The sequence below is a fragment of the Streptacidiphilus sp. MAP12-33 genome (assembly GCF_041261265.1).
GTDB lineage: Bacteria > Actinomycetota > Actinomycetes > Streptomycetales > Streptomycetaceae > Streptacidiphilus.
This window is the reverse complement of record NZ_JBGCCA010000024.1, coordinates 12,723-34,528: the sequence shown is the minus strand read 5'-3', so window position 1 is coordinate 34,528 and position 21,806 is coordinate 12,723. Positions and strand designations below refer to the sequence as shown.

General features: G+C 74.3%; 22 protein-coding genes. 14 read left to right on the top strand and 8 right to left on the bottom strand.

Annotated elements, in window-relative coordinates; all coding sequences use genetic code 11:
- Positions 1-75 precede the first annotated feature (75 nt).
- The 5 genes from ABH931_RS23175 (at position 76) to ABH931_RS23155 (ending at position 4,950) form a co-directional block, all read left to right on the top strand.
- A complete protein-coding gene (locus tag ABH931_RS23175; protein ID WP_370116593.1) occupies positions 76-945 on the top strand; it encodes an AAA family ATPase in 870 nt (289 codons plus the stop codon).
- Positions 942-2,132: a VWA domain-containing protein gene (locus tag ABH931_RS23170; protein ID WP_370116351.1), complete on the top strand. Its 1,191-nt coding sequence runs from the start codon at positions 942-944 to the stop codon at positions 2,130-2,132. The genes ABH931_RS23175 and ABH931_RS23170 overlap by 4 nt, the downstream gene beginning before the upstream one ends.
- Positions 2,125-3,270 (top strand): XdhC family protein, encoded by a 1,146-nt coding sequence (locus ABH931_RS23165; protein WP_370116348.1) that lies wholly within the window; start codon positions 2,125-2,127, stop codon positions 3,268-3,270. Before ABH931_RS23170 ends, ABH931_RS23165 begins: the two co-directional genes overlap by 8 nt.
- Positions 3,271-3,272: 2 nt before the next feature.
- Positions 3,273-4,286 (top strand): SRPBCC domain-containing protein, encoded by a 1,014-nt coding sequence (locus tag ABH931_RS23160; RefSeq protein ID WP_370116344.1) that lies wholly within the window; start codon positions 3,273-3,275, stop codon positions 4,284-4,286.
- A gap of 211 nt (positions 4,287-4,497) precedes the next feature.
- Entirely contained in the window at positions 4,498-4,950 is a 453-nt protein-coding gene (locus ABH931_RS23155) for a DUF3592 domain-containing protein (protein WP_370116340.1), read from the top strand.
- A gap of 16 nt (positions 4,951-4,966) precedes the next feature.
- Here the strand turns inward: ABH931_RS23155 and ABH931_RS23150 are convergent, their stop codons facing one another.
- The 4 genes from ABH931_RS23150 to ABH931_RS23135 form a co-directional block, all read right to left on the bottom strand.
- Positions 4,967-5,710 carry an SDR family NAD(P)-dependent oxidoreductase gene (locus ABH931_RS23150; RefSeq protein ID WP_370116337.1) on the bottom strand — a complete coding sequence of 248 codons (744 nt, stop codon included), beginning with the start codon at positions 5,708-5,710 and terminating at the stop codon, positions 4,967-4,969.
- Positions 5,701-7,056, bottom strand: a complete 1,356-nt coding sequence (locus ABH931_RS23145) for an FAD-binding protein (protein WP_370116335.1) — start codon at positions 7,054-7,056, stop codon at positions 5,701-5,703. The genes ABH931_RS23150 and ABH931_RS23145 overlap by 10 nt, the downstream gene beginning before the upstream one ends.
- The gene (locus ABH931_RS23140; RefSeq protein ID WP_370116334.1) at positions 7,053-8,063 is read right to left on the bottom strand and encodes a decaprenyl-phosphate phosphoribosyltransferase; all 1,011 of its coding nucleotides are present in this window, start codon (positions 8,061-8,063) and stop codon (positions 7,053-7,055) included. The genes ABH931_RS23145 and ABH931_RS23140 overlap by 4 nt, the downstream gene beginning before the upstream one ends.
- A gap of 200 nt (positions 8,064-8,263) precedes the next feature.
- Entirely contained in the window at positions 8,264-9,499 is a 1,236-nt protein-coding gene (locus tag ABH931_RS23135; protein ID WP_370116332.1) for a phosphodiester glycosidase family protein, read from the bottom strand.
- Between the two features lie 226 nt (positions 9,500-9,725).
- Between ABH931_RS23135 and ABH931_RS23130 the strand changes: the two genes are divergently transcribed.
- The 4 genes from ABH931_RS23130 (at position 9,726) to ABH931_RS23115 (ending at position 13,412) form a co-directional block, all read left to right on the top strand.
- A complete protein-coding gene (locus ABH931_RS23130) occupies positions 9,726-9,992 on the top strand; it encodes a hypothetical protein (RefSeq protein WP_370116330.1) in 267 nt (88 codons plus the stop codon).
- Entirely contained in the window at positions 9,989-10,798 is an 810-nt protein-coding gene (locus ABH931_RS23125; protein ID WP_370116328.1) for a hypothetical protein, read from the top strand. The genes ABH931_RS23130 and ABH931_RS23125 overlap by 4 nt, the downstream gene beginning before the upstream one ends.
- A gap of 42 nt (positions 10,799-10,840) precedes the next feature.
- On the top strand, positions 10,841-12,076 hold the full coding sequence (locus ABH931_RS23120) for a YncE family protein (protein WP_370116327.1): 1,236 nt from the start codon (positions 10,841-10,843) through the stop codon (positions 12,074-12,076).
- A gap of 100 nt (positions 12,077-12,176) precedes the next feature.
- Positions 12,177-13,412 (top strand): YncE family protein, encoded by a 1,236-nt coding sequence (locus tag ABH931_RS23115; RefSeq protein ID WP_370116325.1) that lies wholly within the window; start codon positions 12,177-12,179, stop codon positions 13,410-13,412.
- Positions 13,413-13,416: 4 nt separating this feature from the next.
- Here ABH931_RS23115 and paaI read toward each other — a convergent pair whose 3' ends face one another.
- Entirely contained in the window at positions 13,417-13,857 is a 441-nt protein-coding gene (gene paaI, locus ABH931_RS23110) for a hydroxyphenylacetyl-CoA thioesterase PaaI (RefSeq protein WP_370116323.1), read from the bottom strand.
- A gap of 213 nt (positions 13,858-14,070) precedes the next feature.
- Between paaI and ABH931_RS23105 the strand changes: the two genes are divergently transcribed.
- From ABH931_RS23105 to ABH931_RS23095, 3 genes are all read left to right on the top strand, one after another.
- Positions 14,071-14,505: a MarR family winged helix-turn-helix transcriptional regulator gene (locus ABH931_RS23105; protein ID WP_370116321.1), complete on the top strand. Its 435-nt coding sequence runs from the start codon at positions 14,071-14,073 to the stop codon at positions 14,503-14,505.
- Complete coding sequence (locus ABH931_RS23100; RefSeq protein WP_370116319.1) at positions 14,502-14,936, top strand: hypothetical protein; 435 nt, start codon at positions 14,502-14,504, stop codon at positions 14,934-14,936. The genes ABH931_RS23105 and ABH931_RS23100 overlap by 4 nt, the downstream gene beginning before the upstream one ends.
- A gap of 72 nt (positions 14,937-15,008) precedes the next feature.
- Complete coding sequence (locus ABH931_RS23095; protein ID WP_370116317.1) at positions 15,009-15,389, top strand: STAS/SEC14 domain-containing protein; 381 nt, start codon at positions 15,009-15,011, stop codon at positions 15,387-15,389.
- Here ABH931_RS23095 and ABH931_RS23090 read toward each other — a convergent pair.
- The 3 genes from ABH931_RS23090 to ABH931_RS23080 all read right to left on the bottom strand — a co-directional run bounded on the left by ABH931_RS23090 (position 15,386) and on the right by ABH931_RS23080 (position 19,611).
- The gene (locus tag ABH931_RS23090; protein ID WP_370116315.1) at positions 15,386-16,039 is read right to left on the bottom strand and encodes an MOSC domain-containing protein; all 654 of its coding nucleotides are present in this window, start codon (positions 16,037-16,039) and stop codon (positions 15,386-15,388) included. The two genes, ABH931_RS23095 and ABH931_RS23090, sit on opposite strands and share 4 nt — an antisense overlap.
- 67 nt (positions 16,040-16,106) lie before the next feature.
- A complete protein-coding gene (locus ABH931_RS23085; protein ID WP_370116313.1) occupies positions 16,107-18,482 on the bottom strand; it encodes a GH92 family glycosyl hydrolase in 2,376 nt (791 codons plus the stop codon).
- Between the two features lie 226 nt (positions 18,483-18,708).
- Complete coding sequence (locus ABH931_RS23080) at positions 18,709-19,611, bottom strand: 3-hydroxybutyryl-CoA dehydrogenase (RefSeq protein ID WP_370116311.1); 903 nt, start codon at positions 19,609-19,611, stop codon at positions 18,709-18,711.
- Between the two features lie 247 nt (positions 19,612-19,858).
- On the opposite strand from ABH931_RS23080, the gene ABH931_RS23075 reads away from it, so the two are divergent.
- Both ABH931_RS23075 and ABH931_RS23070 read left to right on the top strand, forming a co-directional pair.
- Complete coding sequence (locus ABH931_RS23075) at positions 19,859-20,002, top strand: DUF6126 family protein (protein WP_370116309.1); 144 nt, start codon at positions 19,859-19,861, stop codon at positions 20,000-20,002.
- 388 nt (positions 20,003-20,390) lie between these two features.
- The gene (locus ABH931_RS23070) at positions 20,391-21,767 is read left to right on the top strand and encodes a uracil-xanthine permease family protein (RefSeq protein WP_370116307.1); all 1,377 of its coding nucleotides are present in this window, start codon (positions 20,391-20,393) and stop codon (positions 21,765-21,767) included.
- Positions 21,768-21,806: the final 39 nt, after the last annotated feature.

Below are 21,806 nucleotides of genomic sequence, written 5' to 3'. Positions count from 1 at the left end.
GGCGCCTCGACCGGCACGCCGCCGCAGGCAGGCGGCGCGCCCGACGAGGTCGACGGGCCGCAGAGCCCGGCGGCGATGCGGGCGCGGTTGCAGGAGACCGGTTACCTGGTCGACGACGGCCTGGCCGTCGCCTGCTTCCTCGCCGTGAGACTGCATCGGCCGCTCTTCTGCGAGGGCGACGCCGGCACCGGGAAGACCGCCCTGGCCGCCGCGCTGGCCGGGGCGATGGGCGCGCCGCTGATCCGGTTGCAGTGCTACGAGGGCATCGACGCCGCGCAGGCCCTGTACGACTGGGACTTCCCGCGCCAGCTGCTGCATCTGAAGGCCGCCGAGGCGGGCGGCGTCACCGACGCCGACCTGCTGGAGCGCGGCCTGTACAGCCCCCGCTTCCTGATCGCCCGGCCGCTGCTGCGCGCGCTGGAGACGTGGCCCTCGGTGCTGCTGGTCGACGAGATCGACAGGGCGGACGAGGAGTTCGAGGCGGTGCTGCTGGAGCTGCTGTCGGAGTGGACGGTGACCGTCCCCGAGCTCGGCACGCTGCGCGGTGAGCGGCCGCCGGTGGTGGTGCTCACCTCCAACCGCACCCGCGAGGTCCACGACGCGCTGAAGCGCCGCTGCCTCTACCACTGGTTCGACCACCCGGACTTCGCCCGCGAGGTCGCCATCGTCCGTCGCCGCCTGCCGCAGGTGACCGAACGCCTCGCCGTGGAGGTCACCCACGCGGTCCGCGCGCTGCGCGCCCGCGACCTGCTCAAGCCGCCGGGCGTGGCGGAGACCCTCGACTGGGCCGAGGCCCTGCACGCGCTCGGCGCGACCGCGCTGGACGCCGAGCTGGCCACGACGACGCTGGGCGCCGTGCTCAAGTACCACGAGGACATCGAGCAGGCGCGCGGCCTGGACCTGACCGCGCTGCTCGCCTCGGCGGCGACGGGCGGCACGTCGTGAGCGCGCTCGTCGCCGGCCTGTCGCTGGGGAACGGCCTCGGCCCCGCCTCCGGGCCCGTGGCTCCGCCGTTCGGCGGCGAGGACGTCACCCGGGTGGCCGTCGGGTTCGTCCGGACGTTGCGGGCGGCCGGGGTGGCGGTCGCCGCGCGGCAGGTGGACGCGTTCCTGCGGGCGTTGGAGGTGGTCGGGCCGGGGCGCCGGGCGCAGGTGTACTGGGCGGGCCGGCTGACGCTCTGCGCCGACCACGACGAGCTGGAGCGCTACGACCGGGTGTTCGCCGCGTACTTCGGCGAACGGCCCGCGCGCAGCGCGCCGCGGCGACCGGCCTCGTTCCCCCGGCCGCAGGCCGCCGTCGCCCTCGGATCGGGGCAGGGCCACGAGGGCGAGCCCGGCACGGAACGGCCGGTCGCGGCGCTCGCGAGCAGCGCGGAGGTCCTGCGTCACCGGGACATCGCCACGCTGGGCGACACGGAAAGGACGCAGCTGCGCCGGCTGCTCGCCGCCCTCGCGCTCGGCGGAGAGCCGCGCCGGAGCGCGCGACGGCGGCCCGCGCGGCGCGGGGAGGTGGACGTGCGCGGGACCGTGCGGGAGCTGCTGCGCGCGGGAGGCGAGCCCGTGCGGCTGCGTCACCGGCAGCGGGTGCGCACGCCGCGCCGGGTGGTGCTCCTGGTGGACGTCAGCGGGTCGATGGCCCCCTACGCCGACGCCCTGCTGCGCTTCGCGCACGCGGCGCGGACCAGCCCGGTCGCCCGCACGGAGGTGTTCACGCTCGGCACCCGCCTCACCCGCGTCACCGGCGCTCTCGCACACCGGCGACCGGACCTCGCCCTGGCCGCGCTCAGCCGGGCCGTGCCGGACTGGAGCGGCGGAACGCGGCTCGGGGAGACGCTGCGCGCGTTCCTGGAGGGATGGGGGCGCCGGGGCCTCGCACGGGGCGCGGTCGTGGTGCTGCTGTCGGACGGCTGGGAGCGCGGCGACCCCGAGCTCCTCGCGGAGCAGATGCGGCGGCTGCACCGGCTCGCGCATCGCGTCGTGTGGGCGAATCCTCGAAAGGGGCGGCCGGGTTACGCGCCGCTCGCGGCGGGCATGGCGGCCGCGCTGCCGAGCGTGGACGTGTTCGTCGAGGGCCACAGTCTCGCGGCGCTCGAACGGCTGGCCCGCGTGGTGAGAGGAGCGGCGGATGCGTGAGGTCCTGCCCGCGCTGCGGCGCTGGTATGCGGCAGGGGCGGTGTTCGGGCTGGCCACGGTCGTCGGGGTGACCCGCAGCGCGCCGCGCGCGCCGGGCGCGGCCATGGCCGTCGGCCCCGGGGACGAGGTGGTCGGCAGTGTGTCCGGCGGCTGCGTCGAGGGAGCGGTGTTCGAACTGGCTCAGGAGGTGGTCCGGACCGGGACGGCCAGGCTGGAGACCTTCGGCTACAGCGACGACGACGCCTTCGCCGTCGGCCTGACCTGCGGCGGCGAGATCACGCTGCTGGTGCGCCCGGTGTCGGCGGCGCTGGACCCGGCGTTCGAGGCGGTCGCCGCGTCGGTCACGGACCAGCGGCCCGTCGCCGTCGCGACCGTGCTGAGGGCGCCGGACGGGGCGCCCTCGCCGGTGGGCGCGGTGCTGGCGGTCTGGCCCGACCGGGTAGCCGGGTCGCTCGGCTCCGCCGGGCTGGACGCGGCGGTCACGGCGGACGCGCGGGGCGAGCTGGCGCAGGGCATGACCGCGCAGCGCCACTACGGCCCGGCGGGCGAACGCCGGATGGACGACGTCACCGTCTTCCTGCAGTCCTTCGCTCCTCCGCCGCGCCTGCTGGTCTTCGGCGCGATCGACTTCGCGGCGGCGGTCGCGGACCTGGGCGCCTTCCTCGGCTACCGGGTGACGGTCTGTGACGCCCGCCCGGTCTTCGCCACGGCGCGGCGCTTCCCGCCGCAGGTCGAGGTGGTCGTCGACTGGCCGCACCGCTATCTGGCGGCCACGCAGGTCGACGCGTCGACCGTGATCTGCGTGCTCACGCACGACCCGAAGTTCGACGTCCCGGTGCTGGAGGTGGCGCTGAGCACCCCGGCCGCCTACATCGGGGTCATGGGCAGCCGCCGCACGCACGAGGACCGCCTGGCGCGGTTGCGCGAGGCGGGCGTCACGGAGCCGGAGCTGGCGCGCCTGCGGGCGCCCATCGGGCTCGACCTCGGCGCGCGCACCCCCGAGGAGGTCGCCGTCTCGATCGCGGCGGAGATCGTCTCGACCCGCTGGGGCGGCACCGGCGCGGCCCTGTCCGGCACGACCGGCGCCGTCCACGGCGCCGATCCGCGGGCTTCGCGCCCGGTACCCGCGAGGAGTTGACCATGCGGCTGCACCACGACATGACGGTCCCCGCGTCCACCGACGAGGTCTGGCGCGCGCTCGGCGAGATCGACGCGATCGCACCGTGCCTGCCCGGCGCGTCCGTCGAACGGGTCGACGCGGACACGGACACGGTCTACGGCTCGATGACGGTGAAGGTGGGCCCGATCACCGTCGCCTACCAGGGGCGCGCGGTCATCGACGAGCGCGACGACACCGGCCACCGCATGGTCGTCCACGCCTCCGGCCGCGAGCGCCGCGGCGCCGGGACGGCGCAGGCGACGCTGGTGGTGGAGGTCCACGAGCAGCCCGCGGGCGGCGGCTCGGAGGTCGACGTGGACACCGACCTCACGATCACCGGCCGCCCGGCCCAGTTCGGCCGCGGGGTGATGGCCGACATCGGCGACCGCGTCGTCGCCGAGTTCGCCGACCGCCTCTCCCGCCAACTGGCCACGCAGAACCCACCACCCCCGGGCCTCTCGGGCGCGACAGCGCTCAGCGCGTCAGGCACGGATCCGGGCGCGGAGGCGGGCGCGGGCCCGGAGGCGAGCCTCACGGACGGCTCGGATCCGGCGGCCCACGGGAGCACGGTCGCCGCGGGCACGGGGACCGGCCCGACGGACGGCGCAGCCACCGGGAGGCGTGAACGCGCGCCCGGAGCAGGCACCAGCCCGGGTGCGGACGCCCGCGCGGCGGAGGTGACCGGAGCGGGCGGTAGGGGTGCGGGAGCACGCGAGGGTACGGGACCGGGAGCACGCGGGGACACGGCCGCCTCGGCTGCGCGGGCGAACGACGGCGCGGCAGGGGCGGAGTCGGCGAGCGGCAGAGAACCGGGCCCGCGCGAGGGCGCGGGCATGGCCGCGCCGGCGCCGCAGGCCGGCAGGGACGAGCCGCTGGACCTCGGCCCGATCCTGCTCCCGGTGGTCCGCCGGGCCCTGCGGCTCGCGGCTGTCGCGCTGGCCCTGGCCGTCGTCGGCCGCATCCTGCGCCACCGCCGCGGGCTCCCGCCCGGCTGAGGACCGACCGCGGCCGAGTGGCCCTCCTGCCGCGGTCGCTGCCGGAGGCGGAGCCCGAGCCGGACACGTCCACCGGTGGACGCCGACGCAGGACGCGCCCGCCGGGCGCGAACCCGTTCCGGCCGACCCCGCGCGGGAACCGCGCGCGGGGCCGGTACATCCTTGTCCGCAAGAGGGCCACGCGAGCGCTCTCAGCGGAGTACGGGGGGAAATGATGGGCGAGGCATCCGGTGGGTTCGGCGTCGTGTTCGGGCTGGTCGGCCTGTTCTTCGGGGTCGTGGGCTGTGCGTTGGCGATCTCCTCGGCCCGGCGGCTCTGGTTCCGTCAGGCGGCACTGGCACGCGGGCTGATGGCGGAGGCCGGCTGCGTCGAGACCTTCGTGTCCCGCTCGCACAACAGCGAGGGCGGCACGTCCACGACCCGCCACATGATCCTGGCGTTCCGCACCCAGGACGGCGCCGAGATCCGGCTGGACCGCACCGCGGGGACGCTCCTGGTCGGCGACGTGGTGCCCGTGCGCTACCTGCCCGAGCACCCCCAGCGCGCCACCGTCGTGGCGCCCGGTGCGGGGCGGGAGTCGGTGGGTCTCTTCATCGGGGTGGCCTTCGGCCTGCTGTTCGGGGGCATGGGACTGTTCTTCGCGGCCACGGGCTTCGGCTCCTGAGCCGCCCGAGGGCGAGTCAGCGGGGCAGGCGCCGCCACAGCGGGCGGGGCAGCAGACGCATCGCCGTGGCGAGGAGGACAAGAGGGCGCGGCACCCAGAGGGTGCGCGAGCGCGGCCGGTCCTGAGCGAGAGCGTCGGCGATGGCGGCAGCGACCTGCTGCGGGGTCGAGGAGAGCGGGGCGGGCTTCATGCCCTGCGTCATCCGGCCGGTGACGAAGCCGGGGCGGACCAGCAGGACCGTGACACCCGTGCCGTGGAGGCGGTCGGCCAGGCCGCGCGCGAACGCGTCCAGCCCGGCCTTGGCCGCGCCGTAGACGTAGTTGGCCCGGCGCGGGCGCACCGCCGCGACCGAGGACAGGACGACGAGCGTGCCGCGCCGCTGCGCGCGCATCCGCGCGGCAAGCGCGAGCAGCACCGTGACGTGGGCGGTGAGGTTGGTCTGCACGAGCGCACCCGCCCGGGCCGGGTCCTCGTCGAGGACCTCCTGCGGGACGAGAACACCGGCGGCGCTGATCGCCAGGTCGAGCGGGCCGTCGGTGAAGGCGCGGGCGGTGAGCGCCTGGTAGGCGGTGGGGTCGAGGGCGTCGAACGGCACGGTGACGGTCCGGCAGGTGAGCTCCAGCGCTGCGGCGGCCAGGCGCTCCTCGTCCCGCCCGGCGAGGATCGCCACGTCGTCGGCGCCCAGGTCGAGCGCGTCAAGCAGCGCCAGCCCGATCTCGCTCGTCCCGCCGACCAGCAGCACCCGCCTGCTCACGGCCACAGCCCGAGCCTGCGGCCCAGGTCGGAGCGGAAGACGCGGTGCGGGTCCAGGCGCTCGCGCGCCTCGCGCCAGGCGTCCAGCGGGCCGTCGCCGTAGGTCTCGGCGAAGCGGGCGCGGTCCATGCGGGCGTCCTTGGCGAGGTAGATCCGGCCGCCGGAGGCGGCGACCAGGCGGTCGAGGGCGTCGAGCAGGTCGCCGAGTCCGGCCCGGGCGGCGGGCAGGTCGACGGCCAGCGACCAGCCTGCCACGGGGAACGACAGCGGGTGCCCGTCGCCGGGCCCGAACCGCTTCAACGTCCCCAGAAAAGGTGACGCCTGATGCCGCCGCAGCGCTTCGAGCACACAGCCGACCAGGTCGCGTCCGGCGTCGGGGACGACGAACTGGTACTGCCAGATCCCTGCGGGGCCCAGCGCCCGGTTCCAGCCGGAGACCGCGTCCAGGCGGTGGAAGAACGCGCCGAGCGAGGCGGTGGTCTCCGCCAGGCGCGGCGCCCGCCGGTACCAGAGGCCGTTGAAGGCGGCGGCGGTGCCCGGCGTGACCGGACAGAACGGCAGGGTGGGCGCGGGCAGGGCCCGTCCCGGCCGGTAGCGGGGACCGTCGGGCTCGCGGCGCGGGTCGGGGTCCGGGCAGTGGTCGGCGAGGTCGACGACGCCGCGTCCCAGCGCGCGGCCGTGCGCGGTGCCGTCGATCCAGGCGACGGCGTAGCGGGTGGGCGCGCCGGCCAGGGCATCCATGAGCGCGTCGAGGTCGGCCGCGCGGCGGGTGGTGACCCGCAGGCGGGCGCTGCGGATCGGGAGCAGGCGCAGTGTCGCGGCGACGATGACACCCGTCAGTCCCATGCCGCCGACGGTGGCGCGGAAGGCGTCCGGCTCGCCCTCGGGGGTGAGGCGCCGGAGCATACCGGTGCCGTCCACGAGGTCGACCTGGTCGAGCCAGGCGGCGAGGCTGCCGTCACGGTGCTGGTTCTTGCCGTGCACGTCGGCGGCGATCGCACCACCGACGGTCAGGTGCGCGGTCCCGGGCAGGACGGGTGGCAGCCAGCCGTGCGGCACGGTACGGGCGAGCAGCTCGGTGAACGGTGTGGAGGCGGAGACGCGGACGCGCCCGGCGTGCGGGTCGAGCAGCAGCCACGGGTCGACGGCCGGGCGCAGCACGAGACCGCCCGCGTTGAGGGCGGCGTCCCCGTAGCTGCGTCCCGCACCGCGCGCGAGCAGTCCCCCGCCGGGCCGGCCCGCGATCAGGCCGCGCAGGGCGGGCAGGTCGAGCGGCCCGACGGGTTCGGCAAGGCTGCTGGGGGTCCGGCCCCAGCCGCTCATCCGCTCGGTGGCGTGGACGGTCCGGCTCACAGCAGCGGCGCCAGGAAGGTCAGCAGCCACAGCCCCTCGGCGGCGAGCAGGCGGCGGTCGCGCAGCAGCAGGTCCTCGACGCGGGAGACCGGGTGGCAGTCGACGAGGCGGTCGAAGCGCAGCAGCGCGTAGAGCAGCGGGAGCGCGCTGAGCAGGTGCCACGCGCGGGTGCCGGGCTGCGCCGCGCCGACGGCCCAGGCGAGGTAGGCCGCAAGGACGGCGGTGAGCAGCGCCGTCCGCAGGAGGCGGAGCCGGCGCGGGCCGTAGTGGGCGAGCGCGGGCCGGTGCCGCGCCGCGTCTTCGCCGAGCAGTCGCGCCTCGGCGGTGCGCTTGGCGGTGGCCACCATCAGGGCGCCCAGGCTGCACACGAGAAGGAACCAGCCCGAGGGCGGGATCCGCGCGGCCACCGCGCCGCCGACGGCCCGCAGGACGAACGCCGAGGCGAGCGCCAGCAGTTCGATCCCCGCCAGGTGCTTGAGCCCGAGCGAGTAGGCGACGCTCAGCGCCAGGTAGCCCGCGAGAACCGCCGTGAAGCCCCAGCTGGGAACGGCGGCCGCGAGCGTGAGCGCGCCGAGCGCGAACAGCCCCGCGCAGACCCGGCCCTGCGCCGGTGTCAGCTCCCCGGCGGCGAGGGGGCGCAGGCGCTTGGCGGGGTGGCGGCGGTCGCGCTCGAGGTCGGCGAGGTCGTTGACGCAGTATCCGGCGGCTGCGGCGAGGGTGAACGCGGCGACGGCGAGCACGAGGTCCGCCGGTCCGCGCCCGTCCCGCCCGGCGCTGCCCGCCGCGAGCGGCGCGGCGAGCACGAGCAGGTTCTTGGGCCACTGCCTCGGCCGCGCCGTCCGCAGCACCGCCCGCGCGGTGCGCACACCCCGCTCACCCCGCGCACCCTGGCTCGCGGCGCCGGTCACCCGTGCGGCCGTGGGCGGGCTCCCCGTCACCGGGCCGATGCCCGACGCTGCCTGGGCACGGATGCCGACGAGCCCGCCCGCTGCCGGAACACCGGTCACGGCCGACCGGACCGCCTCCCTCGTTTCGCCACCTGCGAGGGTGGCCTGCGCCTTGCACGGCGGTCCGGCGCCCACGGTCGCGCCGTCGATCGCGCCCAACGCCGCCGACGGACCGCTCGCACCCGCCGCGCCCCTCCGCGCCGGGCTTCTCCGCGCCGGGCCCCTCCGCGCCGTGCCGGTCGTCGCCGGAGCGTGGGGCTTCATCGGGCGAAGACCGCGACGAAGTCGCGGCTGGTCGTGGTGTAGTACCGGTCGGCCGGGCGCTGCTGGGTGTCCAGGAGCTTGACCGGAGCGGGGTCCGCGCCGCCGGCCGGGGGGCGGTAGGACATGAACGACATCCACGCCGGGTTGATGTCCAGCTGCATCGCCTCGACGCAGCCCGCCCGCTGCAACAGGTCGGCCAGCGTCCGGACCGACAGCGCGGGCCCGTAGACGAACACGACCCGTCCGTCGGCGGTGACGCCGACCCCGGAGCGCCACACGAAGTACGCGCCGCCGATGGTCAGGCCCCACCCCGACTCGATGTCGGTGTCGACGGCGGCCGGCACCACGCCGTGGTCCACGACGAGACGCAGGTTCTGCCGCACGCCGACCACGTCCGCGGTCATGGACACGTCCCGGCCCCAGACGCCGACGGCGACGTGGCCGTCGCGGTAGAAGACCAGGGACGCCTCACCCGGCGTCAGCGTGCCACGCGTGGTGCCGTCGAGGTAGAAGCCGCCGCCGGACTCGTTCACCTTGAACCCGCCGTTGAAGGTGGCGACCAGACCCGCACGCGATCCGGCCGGGACGTCGTAGGGGACGCCCCAGTTCGCCGGGCCGGGGTCGCTCCAGCCGGGGTGGAGCTCGAACCGGAGGAGCCGGGGGTCCATCGAGGCGACCGCGGCCACGTAGGAGGTGTGCTGGGCGTCGGGCCGCAGGTAGGCGGCGATCAGCGCCGGTCGGCCGTCGACGGTGCGCAGCACCTGCCAGGTGCCCTCGCCGGGCAGGGGCGGGCCCGCCGGCGAGACGAGCCTGGGTGGGAGGGCGGCGACGGGCGCGGCGGCCCGATGGGGCGCGGGCTGCGCGGCCGGAGCGGCCGGCCGCAGCGCGATGGACGGCTTGCCGCCGACGCGCGGTGGGTTCAGGTCGTACTGGAGGGTCTCCACCAGCGTGACGACCGGCCCGAGGTGGTTGTTGCGGCCCCAGTCGGCCACGCGTGCGGCGACGCTGTCGTCGCCGGGGGCGGTCAGCACCTGGCCCAGCGACCAGCAGAGCCAGATGAGCAGGGCCACGAGCAGCCCGGCCAGGGTCCGCGCCCAGGGGCGCGCGGGCAGGGCCCGCAACCTGCGCCGGACCCTGGTCGCGCGGCGCGGCGGGTTGCCGGCGGTGGGGGGTTCGGGGCCGGGCTCGGAGACGTGCTCGTCCACCCCCCGGTGCCCCAGCCGGTCGGACATCCCAGGCCACTCCTCGGTCCCCGGCCTCCATCGTCCCACGGTGGGCCGCCGCCGGTGCTCCCGGCGTCCTCGCCGATGACAGGAAGCGGCGTCGGCACGATCGGGATCATCAGCTCAATCCACCCGAACGAGAAGGAAAATGACATGTTCGGAGAAGCCGGGAGAACGCACCCGCACGCCTGGTAGATCAATGGGACCGCTGTCGACCGGGCCGGAGGGGCATCGCATGGCGATCTTGGAGAGCAAGGATCTCCGTCAGGTGCTCATCGCCGTGCTCGGCACGGGTGCGGCCGTGGTCGGCGTCGTCTTCGCCGTGCAGTCCGTCGGGGGCGACAGCAACCACTGCCAGGACCACTCCGTGTGCGGCCGCAGCAACTCGGTCGGGGACGCAGGGGTCGGCGGCTCGTCCTCCCCCGCAGCGTCCGCGTCCAGCCCCGCAGTGTCCGCGCCGGGCTCTCCGTCCGGCTCCCCCGCCGCGGCGGGAAGCCGGTGACCGTCGGACGGCCGTACGGCGAGCCGCGCGGGCGCGTCCCGTGCACCGTGGCCGCGCTTCTGCTGGTCGCCGCAAGCCTGTTCGGCCTGGGCGCGTGCACGGAGAACCAGTGCGACAACAACTCCGTCTGCGGTGACAAGAACTCCGCCACGGAACCTGCCGCCCCGCCCTCCGCCGCCACCGCCGGCACGGGTGCGATCCACGCGACCGCCACCATCGGCGGGCAGGAGAGCGCCACCGACTTCTACTGGCCACGCTCCCCGGACGTGCTGAGCGGTTCGCTCGCGGCGGGCCACGCCCTGGCGAGCGAACCGGGGATGACGGAAGTCGCCGACACGATCACCCTCACCCTGCAGACCGACAGCCCCGAGGCCGTACTGATGAAGCCGGTCCGGGTGGTCGACCTCCACCGCCGGGCCGATCCGCGGGCGGGCCTGCTGGCCCGGCTCCCCTGCGGCGGCTGTGGCGGCCAGAGCGACGTACGCCTCTTCTCGACCAGACTCGACGACCCCGCACCCGTGGTCGTCCCACGCCAGGCGGGCAGCGCCGGACGGTACTACTACATCACCGCGGGATCCCCCGAGGAGTTCGAGATCGCCGTCGCCGACCAGCACTGCGACTGCACCTTCGACCTGGAGCTGGACTGGCTCGCGCAGGGCGTCGCACAGTCCGTGGTGCTGGACGACGGCGGCCGCCACTTCCGCGCCCTGGGGTCGGACGACCTGCCCTGGTACCGCGACTACAACCCCGGCGGCGCGGCATCGGTGCTCGTCCCGCAAGCCGCCCCGACCGACTCCACGTCGTGATCGCCACCCCTGTGGCGGAACGGCCCTCACCGAGGGGAACACATGCGAGGCCGCGGACACCGGCGCGTCACGAGCGGAACCACCGCCGTCCTGCTGAGCTGCCTGAGCTGCCTCGGCGGCTGCACCAGCGGCCATCCGGGGCAGACGGGGCAGACCGCCCTGCCGACGGCGCGGGCCGGAACACCGACGGGCCACGGTGACGTCTACGTGGTGGGCCAGGAAACCGACACGCTCACACCGGTCGACCCGGCCACCGGATCGGCACGGCCGCCGATCCCGCTCGGCGTGGCCTGCCAGGACCCCGGCGACCTGGTGGTGAACCGCGCCGGCACCAAGGCCTTCGTCGAGTGCGTCGGCACGCTGATCGAGCCGGTGGACCTGACCACCGGGAAGGTCGGGCGGCCGATCACCCTCTCGATGACCGGCAACAACGACCTCGTCCTCTCTCCGGACGGGTCCAGGCTCTACGCGCTGTCGCTCGACAAGGGTCTGACCGCGGGCGAGGTCACCCCGATCGACACGGCCACGGAGGCCACGGGCCGACCGATCCCCGTCACCGGGAACGTCGACCGCCTCGCCCTCGCCCCGGACGGGCGGCACCTGTACGCGCTCGACTTCGGCCCGGGAGGCGGACAGACCGGTTCACTCACCGTCATCGACACGACGCGCGGCACCGCGTCCCGCCCGGTCCGGCTCGGCGAGAACCCCGCCGACATCGTCGTCACCCCGGACAGCCGGACGGTCTTCGTCACCTGCACCGACTCGCGATACCTCGTACCCCTGGACGGCGCCACCGGCGCGCCGGGGCGTCCCATCCCGTTGGCCGGCAACCCGGTGGACCTCGTCATGGCTCCCGACGGGAGGACGGTGTACGTCATGGGTGTCAGCGCCCCGACCAGGTCGGGCTCGGCCGTCTGGCCCGTCGACACCGCCACCCACGCGGTCGGCGCCCCCGTCGACGTCTCGGGCAACGCGATGACGATCGCGCCGGGCGGCGGCCAGGTCTACTTGTACGGCAACGCCACCCAGCCCACCGTCACCTGGTTCGACACCGCGACCGACCGGGTGGGACCACCGATCACGGTGGGAATCTACGCCTCCGCCATGTCCTTCTCGGCGGACGGCAGGGAGGCCTTCGTCCTCCGGGACGGCACCGACACCGACGACCCCACCACCAAGGTCGTACCGCTCCGGCTGCCGGCCACGCCGGTGGGCAGGCCGGTGACCGTGCTGCCGGGCCCGGGGCTGATGACCGTTGCCGGCCGCGGGTCCGACTGATCGCGCGGAACTCGCCGCCGCGCGGGCCTTGGCTGTTGCCACCGAGCTCCTTACTGTCGAGTAGCCATTGATATGGACACTTCAGCAGCAGGGGGCAACCATGCTCACCATCGGCACCTTACGCAGCACGCTCGTCCTGGCGGGCAGCGCGCTGCTGCTCGGCGCGGGACTCACCGGGCCGTCCGCCGCTCCGGCCGTGGCGGCCGTGTCGGCGGTGGCGGCCGACGGACTGCGGGACGTCATCGTCGTCGGCAACAGCCAGGCCGGGACGGTGAGCTTCATCGACGCCCACACCTTCGCCAACCTCGGCTCACTGGACGTCACCGCCGACGCGCAGCAGCGGATCGCGCAGATGGACCCCGTCCAGTGGGCCGGCTTCCAGGCGGTCACCTCCGTGGAGGGCGGCAACCGCTGGGTGGACGACGCGCAGCTCTCGCCGGACGGGCGACGGCTGTACGTCTCCCGGGGCAACCTCGACGACGTGGCCGCCTACGACATCGCGAGCGGTGCCCAGCTGTGGCGCACCCGCCTCGACGGCTTCAAGGCCGACCACGCCGCGCTCTCCCCCGACGGCACCCGCTACGTCGTCTCCGCGACGACCGCGCAGAAGGCGGAGGTGCTGGACACCGCGACCGGCGCCGTCGTCGGCTCCTTCCCGACCGGCACCTACCCGCACCAGAACGACTACAGCGCCGACGGCCGGTACATCTACAACTCCAGCATCGGTGTCACCTCGCTGCCCAAGTCCCTGGAGTGGGCCAAGGGCACCTTCCAGCTGACCAAGGTCGACGCGCGCACGCTCCAGGTCGTGCAGACCTGGCTGTTCCCGCACGGAATCCGCCCCAACGTCATCGAGCCGGACGGGCGGACCATGTTCACCGACCTGTCCTACCTCAACGGCTTCGCCCAGTTCGACCTCGCCACCGGGCAACAGGTGCGCACCTACCCGATGCCCTACAGCGCGGCCGGCGCCGCGCTGAGCCCGGACAGCTACCCCCAGAACTCCGCCCACCACGGCCTCGCGCTCTCCGGCGACGACTCACGCGTCTGCGACGCGGGCACCATCGACGACTACGCCTCCATCGTCCGCACCGCCGACGGCGGAACCGTCGGCACGGTCACCTACCCCACCGGCAGCCTGCCCTACTGGGCGACCAGCAGCGCCGACGGCACGCTCTGCTTCGTCTCACTCAGCAAGGCCGACGCGGTGTCCGTCATCGACTACACCACCGGCACCGAACTGGCCCGCGTCCCCGTGGGCGCCTTCCCCCAACGCGAACGAACGGGCGCCATCGACCCCTCCGTCCTCCCGGACCTCTCCCCCGCAGCGGGGTGAGGCCTCAGTCCGCAGCGCGGTTCAGGCTGCGGCTGCGGCCGCGGAACTCGGCGACGACGGAGGTGCCGCGGCGGACCGTCACGTCGTAGACGCCGCTGCGGCCGTAGCGGGTGCGCTCCTCGGCGGTGGCGACGAGTTCGTCGCCCTCGTGGACCGGTGCCACGAAGACGATGTCCGCGCCGGCGGCCACCGTGACCGGGCCGTGGGTGTTGCAGGCGCAGGCGAAGGCCGTGTCGGCGAGCAGGAAGACGTAGCCGCCGTGCCCGATCCCGTGGCCGTTGACCATCGTCGGGGTGACCTTCATCCGCAGCACCGCGCGGCCGGTGTCCAGCTCGTCGAGCTGGATGCCGAGCGCGGCGGAGGCCGTGTCGGCGGCGAGCATCGCGCGGGCGGCGGCGAGGCCCGCGTCCGGGCCGGGGCCGGCGGGGGTGGCGGAATCGGTCATGGCTGGAGCGTAGCGGGGCGCGCCACCCGGGCGCGCGCCCCCGGCAACCGGGCGACGGGCGACGGGCGACGGGCGACGGGCGACGGGCGGACCGTGCTCGACCATGGCCGGATGGCCGACACCTCGCTGCTCCCCGGCCTGGACGTGGCCCGGGTGTCGCCGGGCAGCTCTCGCGCTTGCCTCGGGTACTCCGAAATCGTAGTATCCGAAATCGTGAGACCCGATCCCGTCCCCGCCCACCCCTCGCCGCTGCTGGCCCTGCAACGCGCCACCCACGCGACACTGCACCTGCTCACCACCGAGCTGGCCGCCCTCGACATGACCGCGTCCGAGATCAACGCGCTCGCCAACCTGGCCGACGGCCACCCGAGGACCATCTCCCAGCTCGGCAGCGCCGTGGGCACTCGTCCGACGACGCTCACCAGCGTGCTGGACCGGCTGGAGCGGCGCGGGCTGGTCACGCGCCGCGCGCGTGAGGGCGACCGCCGGGCCGTCGAGATCGCGCTGACGCCGCAGGGGCGGGTCGCGGCAGGGACGGTTCGGGAGACGTTCGACGCGGTCGAGCGTCGGGCACTGGACGGGCTGCCGCCGCAGGCGGTCGCCGGGTTCCACCAGGTACTACAGGCACTGACAGAGGTCTCCCGATGAACCACGACCCGATCCCCGCCACCGCCGCCTTCCAGGAGCTGATGAGCGAGGTGATGGCGGGCGCCGACCGCTTCGGCCATCGCCAGCACGTGCAGCTCACCTGGCTCGCCGTGCGCCGCCACGGCGCAGAGCAGGCCGCCGGGCTCGTGGGTGACGGCATCAGCCGCACCGCGACCGCCGCCGGAGCGCCGCAGAAGTTCCACGTGACGATGACCCGCGCGTGGGCGGACCTGGTGGCTCACCACGTCGCCGCCGACAGCCGGGGCGACGGCGCCCCCGACGACTTCGACGCGTTCGCGGCGCGTCACCCGGACCTGCTGGACAAGACGCTGCTCGACCGCTTCTACGCCCCCTCGACCCTTGCGACCGACGCGGCACGCACCGACTGGGTCGAGCCGGACCTCGCACCGTTCCCCTGGCAGCGCGCCTGACGGGCGGCCACGGCGGGGCGCGGATAGCGTGGTGCGGGTCCCGCCAGCGCGACGAGAAGACGGAGCACGCCCGTGATCGAGCAGTTGCAGAGCCTGCCGGAGGGCGTCGTCGGCTTCGCGGTCCGCGACGAGCTGGCGGCCGAGGACTACCGGGAGGTGCTCTCCCCCGCGCTGGAGCGGGCCGCCGAGGCCGGGCCGATCCGCTGCGTCCTGGTCGTCGAGGAGTTCCGCGGCATGACCGGCGGGGCGATGGTGGACGACCTCAAGCTGGGCCTGCAGCACCTGCGCGGCTGGAAGCGGCTCGCGGTCGTCACCGATCTCGCCTGGATGAGCAACATGACCAGCCTCTTCGGCTGGATGATCCCGGGTGAGACCAAGGTCTTCCCGCTCGCGGAGCGCGAGGCCGCGATCGCCTGGGCGGCGGCCTCGGGACCACAGAAGGCAGCCGGCTAACGCCCGGCGGTGCGCTTGCGGGCGATCTCCCGGTCCTCCTCGGGCAGGGCCTCGACGGCGACCAGCAGGGTCAGCAGGTCCGGTTCGAGGGTGAGGGCGCGGAAGGCCAGCGCGACCGTCACGGTGTGGTCGGGCCGACGGACGACCGCCACCGGATCACCGGCGCGGATCTCCCCGGGCACGACGACGCGCAGATAGGCGCCGGGCAGCGCCGCCCGCATGAAGCGCTTGATCCAGCCCTCGCGCTCCAGCCAGCCCTGGAAGGTCGAGCAGGGCACCCGCGGGCAGGACACCTCCAGCACCAGGTCCGGCCCGATCCGCCACCGCTCGCCGATCAGCGCGCCGTTGACGTCCAGTCCGAGGGTGGTGAGGTTCTCGCCGAAGACGCCGTTGGCCAGCGGTCTGCCCAGCTCGTCCTGCCAGGCGTCGAGGTCCTCGCGGGCGTAGGCGTAGACGGCCTGGTCGGTGCCGCCGTGGTGATCGACGTCGTAGACGCGGTCGCCGGCCAGACCGACGGCGCCGGTGCCCCGGGGGCCGGGTGCGGTGACGGCGACCGGGCCGGCGACGGGCCGCTTGTCGATGCCCGTGGAGCCGATGCCCTTCCACGGATTGGGGCGTGGGTGCCCGATGTTCACGGAGAGCAGCTTCACGCGCCCGACGGTACGGTCCCCGGCTGCTCGGCGCGACCGGTTAAGCGGCGCCCTCCCCGTCCCCGGCTCACGGGTAGGCGGGCGGCGCGTCCGAGGGGTCGGTGCCCCACGACGGGCTCGGGTCCCTCGTGAGGGTGAAGTCCAGGCGATCGGTGGAGAGCGCGTCGGTCCAGGTGCTGAATTCGTTGGTGCCGTCACGGGTGAGTGCGGCGATGTGGGGGCCCGTGCCGTGGGTGGCCAGGACGAGGTCGTCACGGCCGGGTCGGTGGATCACGATGTGGGGAAAGAGCGGCGTGGACAGCGCGAGCGTCGTCGTGCCGGGGGTCTGCGGGTAGAGGCCGAGGGCGGCCCAGACGTACCAGGAGCTGAGGGCGCCGAGATCGTCGTTGCCGGGTTCGCCGTCCGGGGTGGCGCGGTAGAGCCGGTCCGCGATCGCGCGGACGACGTCCTGGGTGCGGGCGGGGAGGCCGGTGCTGTCGTAGAGCCAGGGCGTGCCGAAGCCCGGCTCGTTGCCCTGCCAGTGGTAGGGGCGACCGGGGCCGGCGTTGAGCTGGGTGAAGTAGCGGTCCAGGCGGGCGTTGACCGCACCCGCGCCGCCGAGGGTGTCGACGAGGGCCGGCAGGTCGTGGGGCACCATCCACAGGTACTGGGCGGCGTTTCCCTCCTGGAAGCCGTCCTGGGCGCGGCCGTCGTGCAGGTCGAGGGCCGGTCCGCGCGGGAACGCCCCGGCGGCGTCGCGGGGGCGGAGGTAGCCGGTGGCGGGGTCGAACAGGTTGTGCCAGTTGCGGGAGCGGTCACGGAAGCGCCCGGCGGTGTCGGCGTCGCCGACGGCGGCCGCCAGACGGGAGACGGCGAAGTCCGCGACGGCGTACTCGAGGGTGGTGGAGGCGCCGTTGTGCACGTGCGCGGTGGAGTCGATGTGGTCGTTGGGCACGTACCCGAGCTGGAGGTAGCGCGCCTCGTCGGGCCGTTCGGTGTACCAGCCCTGGCCGCGCGGGCCGCCGACGTCCTCCGCGCCGTGGACCATGAGCTGCAGCGCGTGGCCCGCGTCGAAGCCCTGGTCGCCCAGGGCCTGGATCTCGGCGAGGATCGAGTCGGCGGGATCGCCGTTCATGACGCCCGTGTAGCCGTCGGCGTAGGGCCACTTGGGTAGCCAGCCGCCCTGGTCGGCATCGGCGAGCAGGGATGCGGCCAGGTCGTCGGCCCGCGTCGGGAAGAGCCAGGCGAGCAACGGCACCTGGCAGCGGTAGACGTCCCAGCCGGAGATGTCGGCGTACTGGACGTGTCCGGGGGCCACGCTGTGGACGCCTCCGTCGAAGCCGCGGTAGCGGCCGTCCGCGTCACTGAACGTCGAGGGGTGCAGGAGGGAGTGGTAGAGCGCGGTGTAGAACGTGACGCGCCGGGCGCGGCCACCGGCGGAGACCCGGATCGCGTCGAGCGTGTCACGCCAGAGCGCGCGGGCGGCCGCCGCGACCGCGTGGACGTCCCAGGTGCGGGCCTCGGCGTCCAGGTTGCGCTCGGCCCCGGCGGCGTCGACGTAGGAGAGCCCGACCTGCAAGCCGACGAAGGGGTCCCGGCGGGTGTCGAACGTCAACGTGGCACCTGGCACCGGGCCGTGGTGGGAGGCCGGCCAGAGCGCCGCACGGAAGGGCCGGTCGAACCGGAACGCGACGTACATCGTCGTGCCGTGCGGGCTGCCGCAGAAGTGACCGGAGGTCACCCGGCCGACCAGGTGCCGGTCGTCGACGACGCGCAGCGACGCCCCCGAGGTGGCGGTGGCCCCGCCCGCCGCGTTGACGAGCAGCACACCGGAGGACGCGCCGCGCGGAAAGGTGAAGCGCGCCGCGCCGGTGCGCGTGGTGGCGCTGAGCTCGGTGCGGACCCCGGCGGTGGTCACGGTGTAGGCGCCGGGCCGGGCGCTCTCGTGCCGGTGGTCCAGCGGAACGGTCACCGACTCGGGACGCGCGGGCGCGGGACCGGCCAGCGGCAGGACGGGCATGTCCCCCGCGATCGGGCAGCCGGGCCCGGACAGGTGGGTGAGGCTGAAGCCGCGGATGGCCCGGTCGGCGTAGGCGTAGCCGCCGCCGTCGGGGCGGGACGGCGTGTCCGGGCTCCACTGGACCATGCCGAAGGGCACCGTCGCGCCGGGAAAGGTGTCGATCCGCCCGACCCAGCGCCCGCCGGAGCCGGTGCCGACGAACGGGTCCACGAACGCGGTCGGGTCCGCGTCCGCGTCGCTCTCGGCGGCGGCCTCGGCCGAGGCCTCGTCGCTCAGGCCCGGCTCCCCGGTGCCTTGGGCGTCGTCGCCACGCGCCGTGCCGGCCTTCGTCGCCGACGCGTCGTGCCGGGGCACGGAGTGTGCGGGCGCGATGCCCGCTGCGAGGAGAAGCCCGACGGCGGTGCCCGCCGCCACGGCGACGCGGACCTGGTACACGCGTGTCACGCCCCCTCTGCCGACCGTCCCCATGCGGCGTCACCGCCCGGAGGAGGCAGGTTAGGACGGCGGACGCGGTGGCAGCGCGAGCGCGGCCGCCGCCGCGCGCGGGGCTCCCTCGAAGGGGTGCCCCGCGTTGACCTGCGTGGACGAGCCGCCGAAGCGGGCCCTCAGACCGGCCGTCGGCAGGCACCATCGGCAGGCACCGTCGGCCGCGGGCGTCAGGCCGCGGGTGTCAGGCCGCCGCGGTGTAGTCGTAGAAGCCGCGCCCGGTCTTGCGGCCGAGCCGGCCCGCCTCGACCATGCGCAGCAGCAGCGCCGGCGGGGTGTAGAGCGGCTCCTTGAACTCCTCGTACATGGCCTCGGCCGCCGCCCGGACGGTGTCCAGGCCGATGAGGTCCGCGAGCCGGAGCGGGCCCATGGGGTGGGCGCAGCCCATGACCATGCCCGCGTCGATGTCCTCCGGCGCGGCGAAGCCGGACTCGGCCATCCGCACGGCGGCGAGCAGGTACGGGATGAGCAGGGCGTTGACGACGAAGCCGGCCCGGTCACGGGCGGGGACTGCCTGCTTGCCGAGCTGGTCGACGACGAAGTGCTGCGCGCGGGCCCGGGTCTCGTCGGAGGTGAGCAGCGAGGGGACGAGCTCGACCAGCGGCAGGACAGGCACGGGGTTGAAGAAGTGGATGCCGATGACCTGCGCGGGACGCGAGGTCGCGGTGCCGAGGCGCATGATCGGGATGGAGGAGGTGTTGGTGGCCAGGATCGCGTCGGGGTCGGCGACGATCGCGTCGAGCTTGGCCAGGACCTCGGTCTTGACCTCCTCGATCTCGGCCACGGCCTCGACGACGAGCTGACGGTCGGCCAGATCGGCCAGATCGGCGGTGTAGCGCAGACGGGCGGCGGCCTCGGCCGCGTCCTGCTCACTCAGCTTGCCCGCGCGCACGGCGCGGGCCAGGGACGCCTCGATCCGCTCGCGGCCGCGCCGCAGGGCCTCGGCGTCCGCCTCGGCCACCACGGTGTCGAGCCCCGACCGGGCGCAGACCTCGGCGATCCCGGCGCCCATCTGCCCGCAGCCGACCACACCGACCCGCTCGATCCCGGGTGCCGATACCGCCGCCGCCTGTGTCGTGTCAGCCATGACGTCCCTCTCCCCTGCCTGCTGGTGCCGTGCCGGAACGGGACTGTACGGCACTCAGTGTCACCGAGCAAGGTACTCAGTACCCCATCTCAATTTCAGCAAAAGCGGCCTCCGAACAGGCTACTTGCGAGTAACCGCCGAGTGCGACCGGAGAGCGGCGGCCACAGAGAGGGTACTCAGTGTCACCACCGGCGTCGCTTGGTACCCTTCGTACGGAAACCCGGAACCCCAGGCAGGAGAGATCGGCATGACTGCCGAGGACGGCACCGAGGGCGGCGGGCGCCGCGCCAACAGAGGCGTGTGGATCCGGGCCTTCATCTACGTCATCGGCTTCCATGTCTTCGCCGCGTTCGTGATGCTGCTCTTCTACACGGGCTCGCACCGCCACTGACGCACCACCACAGTGCGGAATGTGATCCGCTTTGCACCCGGTCGACACCACCGAGGGCCCTCAGGTGTGCTGCACGACACTGCAGGTGTGGGCGTACGGCATCGGGGTCGGGGTGGGGTTGCGGGAAGGGGCGGGCCAGCCGCTCCCGGCGCACTCGTCGCCCCGGACGAACGGCCGGGCTGAGGAACAGCACCAGCGGACTCGCCGCACAGCACGTCGTTGCCATGTCCGGTGCCCTCCTCGTGACACCGTCTGAACCGTGGTCGGCGGAACACGCCGGAGAGGGCTGATCATCCGACTCCGTCATCGGCGGCCCTGCGCTCCCGACCCGCCGATCACGCCCATGCGGTCGCATGGGCGCCCTCTGACTGAGAGTGGTGACGCACCGATGCCCCGGTTCGGCTGGACCCTTCACGGCGACGGCAAACACATCCGAACCGGCGAGGTCGTCAAGCCCTGGGAGCGGTTGAGCTGGGGACGCACCATCGGACTCGGCGCCCAGCACGTCGCGTCGATGATCGGCGCTTGCTACGTCGCCCCGATCCTCATGGGCCTGAACCCCAATCTGACCGTGATGATGTCTGGCATCGCAACGATGCTCTTCCTTCTGATCACGCGTGGAGCGATCCCCAGCTACCTGGGCTCCAGCCTGTCGTTCGTCGGTGCTGCCACGACGATCCGCGCCCAGGGTGGCACCACCGCCGACATCACCGGAGCCCTCCTGGTAGTCGGCCTCGTCCTCGCCCTGTTCGGCGTCGTCGTACAGCGCGGCGGGGCGCACATCATCCAGGCGATCCTGCCACCGGCCGTTACTGGCGCAGTGGTCATGCTGATCGGCTTCAACCTCGCCCCCGTCACCGCGGCAACCTACTGGCCCCAGGACCAGTGGGTCGCCCTTGCCACGATGGCCGCCACCGGCTTCGCGCTGGTGGCGCTGCGCGGCTTCGCCTCCCGCATCGCGATCTTCCTCGGCCTGGCCTTCGGCTACGCCCTGTCCTGGATCCTCGACCGCACAGCCGGAAAGATCCACTCCGCCGACGGATCCGGAAAGTTGACGGATCATTGGCGACTGGACCTGTCGGGCGTCGGCCCGGCACAGTGGATCGGCCTGCCCGACTTCCACGGTCCGCACTTCTCCGGGTCCGCGATCCTGGTCGCCCTCCCCGTCGTCATCGCCCTGATCGCCGAGAACACCGGCCATGTCAAAGCCGTCAGCGAGATGACCGGGGCCGACCTCGACGAGCGGATGGGCGACGCCATCGCCGCCGACGGCGTCGCCACCGTCCTTTCCACCGCCGTCGGCGGCGGGGCCACCACCACCTACGCCGAGAACATCGGCGTCATGGCCGCCACCCGCGTCTACTCCACCGCCGCCTACTGGGCCGCCGCCTGCTTCGCCCTGCTGTTCGGCCTCTGCCCCAAGTTCGGCGCCGTCGTCGCCGCCATCCCCGGCGGCGTGCTCGGCGGCATCACCGTCGTCCTCTACGGCATGATCGGCCTGCTCGGCGCCCAGATCTGGATCCGCAACAAGGTCGACCTCACCAACCCCGTCAACCTCGTCCCCTGCGCCGCCGGCATCATCATCGGCGCCGGCGGCGTCACCATGCACATCAGCAAGAACTTCGAACTCGGCGGCATCGCCCTGGGCACCATCATCACCCTCGTCGGCTACCACTCCCTCCGCGCCCTCGCCCCCGCCCACCTGCGCGAAACCCCCCAAACCGCAGACACCGACCTGGGAGATCCAGACTCTGCGGACGCCTGAGGGTTTCCCTGACGGCTGAGGCACGGGCCGGGGTGCGGA

What these genes read in the sequence shown, in the direction of transcription:
- paaI (WP_370116323.1), bottom strand. Translation starts at nt 13,857, where the DNA reads ATGACCGATTCCGCCACCCCCGCCGGCCCCGGCCCGGACGCGGGCCTC.
- ABH931_RS23175 (WP_370116593.1), top strand. Translation starts at nt 76, where the DNA reads ATGCGGGCGCGGTTGCAGGAGACCGGTTACCTGGTCGACGACGGCCTG.
- ABH931_RS23070 (WP_370116307.1), top strand. Translation starts at nt 20,391, where the DNA reads ATGCCCCGGTTCGGCTGGACCCTTCACGGCGACGGCAAACACATCCGA.
- ABH931_RS23075 (WP_370116309.1), top strand. Translation starts at nt 19,859, where the DNA reads ATGACTGCCGAGGACGGCACCGAGGGCGGCGGGCGCCGCGCCAACAGA.
- ABH931_RS23130 (WP_370116330.1), top strand. Translation starts at nt 9,726, where the DNA reads ATGGCGATCTTGGAGAGCAAGGATCTCCGTCAGGTGCTCATCGCCGTG.
- ABH931_RS23155 (WP_370116340.1), top strand. Translation starts at nt 4,498, where the DNA reads ATGATGGGCGAGGCATCCGGTGGGTTCGGCGTCGTGTTCGGGCTGGTC.
- ABH931_RS23135 (WP_370116332.1), bottom strand. Translation starts at nt 9,499, where the DNA reads ATGTCCGACCGGCTGGGGCACCGGGGGGTGGACGAGCACGTCTCCGAG.
- ABH931_RS23080 (WP_370116311.1), bottom strand. Translation starts at nt 19,611, where the DNA reads ATGGCTGACACGACACAGGCGGCGGCGGTATCGGCACCCGGGATCGAG.
- ABH931_RS23100 (WP_370116319.1), top strand. Translation starts at nt 14,502, where the DNA reads ATGAACCACGACCCGATCCCCGCCACCGCCGCCTTCCAGGAGCTGATG.
- ABH931_RS23165 (WP_370116348.1), top strand. Translation starts at nt 2,125, where the DNA reads ATGCGTGAGGTCCTGCCCGCGCTGCGGCGCTGGTATGCGGCAGGGGCG.
- ABH931_RS23120 (WP_370116327.1), top strand. Translation starts at nt 10,841, where the DNA reads ATGCGAGGCCGCGGACACCGGCGCGTCACGAGCGGAACCACCGCCGTC.
- ABH931_RS23115 (WP_370116325.1), top strand. Translation starts at nt 12,177, where the DNA reads ATGCTCACCATCGGCACCTTACGCAGCACGCTCGTCCTGGCGGGCAGC.
- ABH931_RS23160 (WP_370116344.1), top strand. Translation starts at nt 3,273, where the DNA reads ATGCGGCTGCACCACGACATGACGGTCCCCGCGTCCACCGACGAGGTC.